Raw genomic sequence first — 5,913 nt, 5'->3', positions numbered from 1 at the left:
GCCGATCGCGAGGCCGCTTCCGCCGACGGCGCCCGCCACCGTGGCACTCGACGCGGAGGCGCCTGCACCGCTCCCGGCACCCGCAGCACCGCTCCCGGCACCGGTTCCGCCACCGGAAGCGCCGCCGCCGGCCGTGACGGCGGCGGGCATTCCCGTGGCACCGAGTGCCACGATGGCCACGGGCGTGCCCTGGGACAACCAGGCCGAGTACGCCGTCGCGCCGCCGATGCCGGCGGCGAGCGGCAGCAGCACGAGCGCGAGACGCGACCCGACCTCTCTCGCCTCTGCGGCGACGATCGTGCAGCGTGCGCAGTCGTCGAGGTGGGCCTCGAGCCGCGCCGTGTCGCGCGCGCGGAGCTTGCCGCGCGTGTAGCCGCCGAGCCGATCGATGCTCCACTGGCACTCGGGCTCCGCTGCCGCGTTGCGCAGGTGCGCCTGGATCCACGCCTGTCGCAGTCCCTCGCGGGCCCGGTAGGCGAGCGCGGCCGTGCTGTTGGCGCTCATGCCGACGATCGGCGCGATCTGCTGCGGGGTCATGTTCTCGACCTCTGAGTACCAGAGCACCTCCTGCCAGCGCGTGGGCAGCGAGCGGAAGGCCTGGGCGGTCGTCGAGCGGTCGAGGGCGTCGAGCGAGGCCGATTCGCTCGAGGTGGGGTCTTCGAACGACTCGAGCGTCTCGAGGTTCGTCTCATGCCTTGCACGACCCCACCCGGCCGCGGTGTTGCGGATCGTCGTGAAGAGGTAGGGGCGGAATGCGCCTCGCGGCCCGCCGCCCGCGAGGATCGCGTCGTAGATCTTGGTGAAGGACTCCGCGACGAGATCGTCGGCGTCGAGTGAGCTGAACGAGCGCGCGACCGTGCGGCCCGATGCAGCGTGGCGCCGCCAGAGTTCCGCGTACGCCGAGCGGTCGCCGCGGCGCGTGCGCTCGATGAGCGCTTCGTCGGCAGCCTGGTCGGTGCGCACGGGGGGCACGCCGCCTCCTTGGGGTTCGGGCGAACAAAAGGCGTCTCACAGGAGAGACGCTTCGATCGGCGATTCATGACGCGGTCGCCGCGGGGTGGACTCATTTCACCAGATTTATTTGTGAATCGCGTCATAGATCGCTGAGCGCGACATCTCTCAAGGTGAGGGCGGCAATCACGCCCTCGAACACCACCGTCTCCGGAGACCCGAACTCCGAGACGGATGCCGGCGGAGCCGGCGCCTGATCGGTCGCGTCGGGGGTCGACGCGACCGATCGACCGGGCGGGGGTTCGGAGGCGATGGGGAACACGTCTCCGAGCCCCGCCACAGGTGAATCGACCCGCGCGAGGCGTTCAGACGAGTCGGTTCCCGGCGCACCACACGGCCTCGACGCCGAGCTCATCGCCGAGCAGCACCGCATCGGCAGCGTACCCCGCCTCGAGTCGGCCGAGGTCGAGTGCCCGGCCGATGGCCGCGGCCGGGGCGATCGTCAGCGCGCCGACGGCCTCCTCGAGTGGGATCCCGCTGTCGACGACGGCGCGCCGCAGCGCCTCGTCTTGCGTGAGCGTCGAGCCCGCGATCGACCCGCCGTCGCGCAGGCGGGCGACGCCGCCCGCCACCACGACGTCGAGGGAGCCGAGGATGTAGTCGCCGTCGGCCGATCCGGTCGCCGCCATCGCGTCGCTCACGAGCGCCACCCGCCCCGGCGCACCGGCGAACGCGAGGCGCACGACGTCGGGGTGCACGTGCACGCCGTCGTTGATGATCTCGAGCGTCACGTGATCGGCGCGCATCGCCGCCACGACCGGGCCCGGAGCACGATGGTGGATGCCGCGCATGCCATTGAAGGCATGCGTGAGCAGGCTCGCCCCGGCCTCGAACGCCGCGAGGGCCGTCTCGAAGTCGGCGCCGGTGTGTCCGACCGCGACGACGACCCCTGCGCCGGTGAACCCGGCGATCGCCTCGGCCGCTCCGGGGCGCTCGGGGGCGAGGGTGACCTGCCGAAGCGTGCCGCGCGCCGCGTCGAGGAGCAGGTCGACGGATGCCGCATCCGCCGTGCGCAGCATGTCCGCGTCGTGCGCCCCGCGGAACTCGGCATCGAGGAACGGCCCCTCGAGGTGCGCGCCGAGCACCCGCGGATCGACCGCGGCGACCCGCGCGATCGCCTCGAGCTGGGTCGCGAGCCGATCGATCGGCGCCGTCACGAGCGAGAGCACCGAACGAGTGGTGCCGTGGGCGTTGTGCACGGCGAGCACGGTCTCGATGGCCGCCTCGCCCTCGTCGGCGGATGCACCGCCGGCGCCATGGCAGTGCAGGTCGATGAATCCGGGAACGAGGAAGCGGCCCGCGGCATCCGTCACGTCGACCGCAGCGGGGAGGTCGTCACGCCACGAATCTCCGATGCCGCGCTCGGCGATGCGGTCGCCCTCGAACCGCACCCACGCATCGGCGACGGTGTCGGCACCGCTCACGAGGCGTGCGGAGTGGATGACGGCCCGGGAAGTGCTCACTCGGCAACGATAACGTCGTAGCCGCGATCGGCGAGGCGTTCGCGCTGCTCCTCGGTGGCGCCCGCGTCGGTGATGAGCGTCGTGAACAGCCGCGGCGGGCCGATCGCCGCGAACGCGCGCTTGTCGATCTTGCTCGAGTCCGCGACGAGTACCGCGTGGGTCGCGCGCGCGGCCATGAGCGCGTTCACGGCGGCCTCGCGCTCATCGTGCGAGGTCGGGCCGAGGTTCGGATCGATGCCATTGACCCCGATGAAGGCGAAATCGAGGGTCACGCTCGCGAGCACCGCGTCGGTGTACGAGCCGACGAGCTCGTAGGAGCGGGCGTGCACGACCCCGCCCGTGACGACCGTCTTGATCTGGGGGCGCATCGCGAGCTGCATCGCGATGTTGATCGCGTTCGTCACGACCGTGAGGCTCGGGTCGGGCGCCGGCTCCATGATGTCGGCACGCGACATGAGCGCGTCGGCGATGGCCGTGGCCGTCGTGCCGCCGCAGAGCCCGATCACGGCGCCGCGCGGCACGAGGGCGCTCGCTGCGCGGGCGATCGCCGCCTTGGCCTCGGGGTTCTGCTGGTTCTTGTAGCGGATCGGCAGGTCGTACGCCACTGAATGGGCGACGGCGCCGCCGCGCGTTCGGGTGAGCAGCTGCTGTTGCGCGAGGGCGTCGAGGTCACGACGTGCGGTGGCGGGCGAGACCCCGAGGCGCTCGACGATCGCGTCGACCTCGAGCTGCCCGTCTTCGGCGAGCAGGTCGAGCACGGCGCTCAGTCGCTCTGCGCGGTTCATGCGTGCTGCTCCTTCCCGGCCCCGGCGAGGAGCAGGAGCAGCCTGGCCGCTTCGTGCTCGACAGCGGTTCGGCCCTCGGCGAGATACGTCCGCGAGTCTACGACCGTCGGATGCTCGTCGAGATATCGGCGGATCGCGCCCGTGAACCGAGTGCTCAGGTGGGTCGACACGTTGATCTTCGTGAGGCCGGCGCGGATGCCCGCCACGATCGTGGCGTCTGGCACGCCGGATGACCCGTGCAGCACGAGCGGCACCGGCACCGCCGCCCGCAGGCGCCCGATGAGGTCGAGGTCGATCGCGGCGACCCGCTCCGTCATCGCGTGCTGCGAGCCGACCGCGACCGCGAGCGCCTCGACGCCCGTCGCCGCGACGAAGCGCGCCGCCTCGTCGGGATCGGTTCGAACTCCCGGCGCGTGCGCGCCGTCCTTGCCGCCGATCTCCCCGAGCTCGGCCTCCACGAGCACTCCCGCGGCGGAGGCGCGCTCCACGACGAGACGGGTCGCCGCGACGTTCTCGTCGAAGTCGAGCTTCGACCCGTCGTACATGACCGAGCCGAAGCCGAGCTCGATCGCCCGGAGAGCGAGGGTGGGATCCTCCGCATGGTCGAGGTGCACCGCGATGTCGGCGCTCGACGCATCGGCCACCGCGAGCGTCGCGAGGGCGATCGGCTCGAGCCCGCCGTGGTAGCGGACGCAGTTCTGCGAGAGCTGGAGGATGACGGGACGGCCGGCGGCCTCGGCGGCCGACGCGAGCGCCTCGGCCGTCTCGAGATGCAGCACGTTGAAGGCGCCGATGCCTCGCCCTGCGGCGACGGCCACGTCGAGGAGCTCGCGGGTGGGGGTGAGCGTCATGCGTGCTCCTCGGCGATGGATTCGACGACGACCTCGGCCTCGAGGGCGTCGTGCTCGGGGGAGAGCTCGCCTGCGAGCGGCATGAGCACCGCCGACGCCGACCAGGCCGCAGCCCGGCGAGCCAGGCGCGAGCGTGCGGTGGCGGCGACATCCGTGTCGGCGTGCAGGTCGGGGGTGTCGGCGAGTGCCGCCGCGATCGCGGCGACGAGCGCATCGCCGGCACCCGTCGCGTTGCCGTGGAGCACCCGGGGCAGCCGCGCCCTGAGGCCGCCCGCGGCATCCGCTCGGCTGACGCAGACGAGGCCCTCGGCGCCGAGCGAGACGACGACGAGGCGCGCCCCGAGGTCGAGGAGCGCTCGCGCTCCGCTGACCGGATCGGCGTGCCCCGTGGCAGCTTCGAGCTCGTCGCGGTTCGGCTTGAGGGCGTGTGCGCCGGCCCGCGCGGCGGCGAGGATGCCGGGACCGCTCGTGTCGACGACGACGCGAGTGCCCGCGGCCACGAGGTCCTCGACGAGCGCGCAGAGGGCGTCGGGGGAGACGCCGGGCGGCAGGCTCCCGCAGATCGCCGCGACGCGGCTCGCTCGGCCGAGGCGCGCTGCCGCGTCGAGCAGGGCGCTCGACTCGGCGGCGTCGAGCGGTGCGCCGTGCTCGTTGAGGACCGCCGTCTCGCCGCGCTCGTCATCGACGATCGCGACACTGCGGCGGGTTGCGCCGCCGACCGGCACGAGGTGATGCGGGATGCCGCTCGAGTCGAGCTCCCTCGTGAACTCGGCGCCCGTGGCACCGCCGCTCGTGGCGAGCGCGAGCACTTCGATGCGCCTCCCGTGCAGCACCCGTGCCACGTTCACGCCCTTGCCTCCCGCTCGCGCGGTTCCGGCGGGCACTCGGTGCGTCGCCCCGGGCGTGAGCCGGTCGACGTGCCACGTGAGATCGAGCGCCGGGTTCGGCGTGACGGTGAGGATCACGGCGTGCCGCCCGTCTCGAGCGCCGAGGCGAGGTCGCGAGCGGCGAGAGCGGTGCCGAGCAGGCCGGCGTCGTCGCCGAGCTGCGCTTGCACGAGCGCCGGCCGGCGGTGGAAGCTGAGCAACCCGTCGAGTCGCTCGCCGAGCGGCGTGAAGAGAGCGGGACCGGCCTGCGCGAGCCCGCCGCCGATCACGACGGCCTCGGGGGCGATCATCGCGACGAGACGCGCGAGCTGCTCGGCGAGCGCCTCGACGGCGTCGTCCCACACCCGCTCCGCCACAGTGTCGCCCGCCTTCGCTGCAGCGAGCACGTCGCGGGCGCCGGTGACGGCGGTGCCGGATGCCGCGGTGTACCGGCGGGCGATTGCGCCCGCCGAGGCGATCGTCTCGAGGCATCCGACCGCACCGCACGCGCAGCGCTCGCCGCGCGGGTCGCTCAGCGCGTGTCCGAGCTCGCCCGCGAAGCCGCCGCCGGAATACGGGCGGCCGCCGAGCACGATCGAGCCCGCGATGCCCGTGCCGATCGCGAGCACGACGACGTCGCCGTAGCCGCGTGCAGCGCCGAGGCGGTGCTCGGCGTCGCCCGCCGCTCGAACATCGTGTCCGAACGCGATGGGAAGCCTGATCGCCTCCTCGGCGAGCGAGCGGATCGGGGCGTCGCGCCAGCCGAGGTTGCTCGCGAAGATGCCCATGCCGGTGCGCTCGTCGACGAGGCCGGGCACGCTCACGCCGGCCGCTGCGACTCGCGCACCGGGTGCTTCGGCGAGGTGCTTGCGAGCGAGGCCGGCGAGCGCGGCGACGATCGCGCCGGCGGGGTCGGCCGGGTCTCGCGGGGTCGGGG

7 protein-coding genes are annotated in these 5,913 nt (G+C 73.3%); all 7 read right to left on the bottom strand.

The features are described 5' to 3' along the window. The coding region (locus ESP51_RS20100; protein ID WP_129522640.1) for a sigma-70 family RNA polymerase sigma factor at nt 1–972 on the bottom strand (972 nt) is incomplete at its 3' end. A 121-nt stretch (nt 973–1,093) separates the two neighbouring features. Then, nucleotides 1,094–1,291 carry a hypothetical protein gene (locus ESP51_RS20095; RefSeq protein ID WP_129522639.1) on the bottom strand — a complete coding sequence of 66 codons (198 nt, stop codon included), beginning with the start codon at nt 1,289–1,291 and terminating at the stop codon, nt 1,094–1,096. A 25-nt stretch (nt 1,292–1,316) separates the two neighbouring features. Next, a complete protein-coding gene (gene nagA, locus ESP51_RS20090; protein ID WP_129522638.1) occupies nt 1,317–2,474 on the bottom strand; it encodes an N-acetylglucosamine-6-phosphate deacetylase in 1,158 nt (385 codons plus the stop codon). Continuing rightward, nucleotides 2,471–3,259 carry a DeoR/GlpR family DNA-binding transcription regulator gene (locus ESP51_RS20085; protein ID WP_129522637.1) on the bottom strand — a complete coding sequence of 263 codons (789 nt, stop codon included), beginning with the start codon at nt 3,257–3,259 and terminating at the stop codon, nt 2,471–2,473. Before ESP51_RS20085 ends, nagA begins: the two co-directional genes overlap by 4 nt. Next, nucleotides 3,256–4,110 (bottom strand): class II fructose-bisphosphate aldolase, encoded by an 855-nt coding sequence (locus ESP51_RS20080; RefSeq protein WP_129522636.1) that lies wholly within the window; start codon nt 4,108–4,110, stop codon nt 3,256–3,258. Before ESP51_RS20080 ends, ESP51_RS20085 begins: the two co-directional genes overlap by 4 nt. Next, the gene (locus ESP51_RS20075) at nt 4,107–5,075 is read right to left on the bottom strand and encodes a 1-phosphofructokinase family hexose kinase (RefSeq protein WP_129522635.1); all 969 of its coding nucleotides are present in this window, start codon (nt 5,073–5,075) and stop codon (nt 4,107–4,109) included. The genes ESP51_RS20080 and ESP51_RS20075 overlap by 4 nt, the downstream gene beginning before the upstream one ends. Next, on the bottom strand, nt 5,072–5,913 hold an 842-nt coding region (locus ESP51_RS20070), incomplete at its 5' end, for an ROK family protein (RefSeq protein WP_164990616.1). The genes ESP51_RS20075 and ESP51_RS20070, both read right to left, overlap by 4 nt.

The sequence above is a fragment of the Agromyces albus genome, assembly GCF_004134825.1.
GTDB classification, from domain to species: Bacteria; Actinomycetota; Actinomycetes; order Actinomycetales; family Microbacteriaceae; genus Agromyces; species Agromyces albus.
The sequence above is the reverse complement of the archived record's forward strand: the minus strand, read 5'-3'. Positions and strand labels throughout refer to the sequence as shown.

What these genes read in the sequence shown, in the direction of transcription:
- ESP51_RS20085 (WP_129522637.1), bottom strand. Translation starts at nt 3,259, where the DNA reads ATGAACCGCGCAGAGCGACTGAGCGCCGTGCTCGACCTGCTCGCCGAA.
- ESP51_RS20080 (WP_129522636.1), bottom strand. Translation starts at nt 4,110, where the DNA reads ATGACGCTCACCCCCACCCGCGAGCTCCTCGACGTGGCCGTCGCCGCA.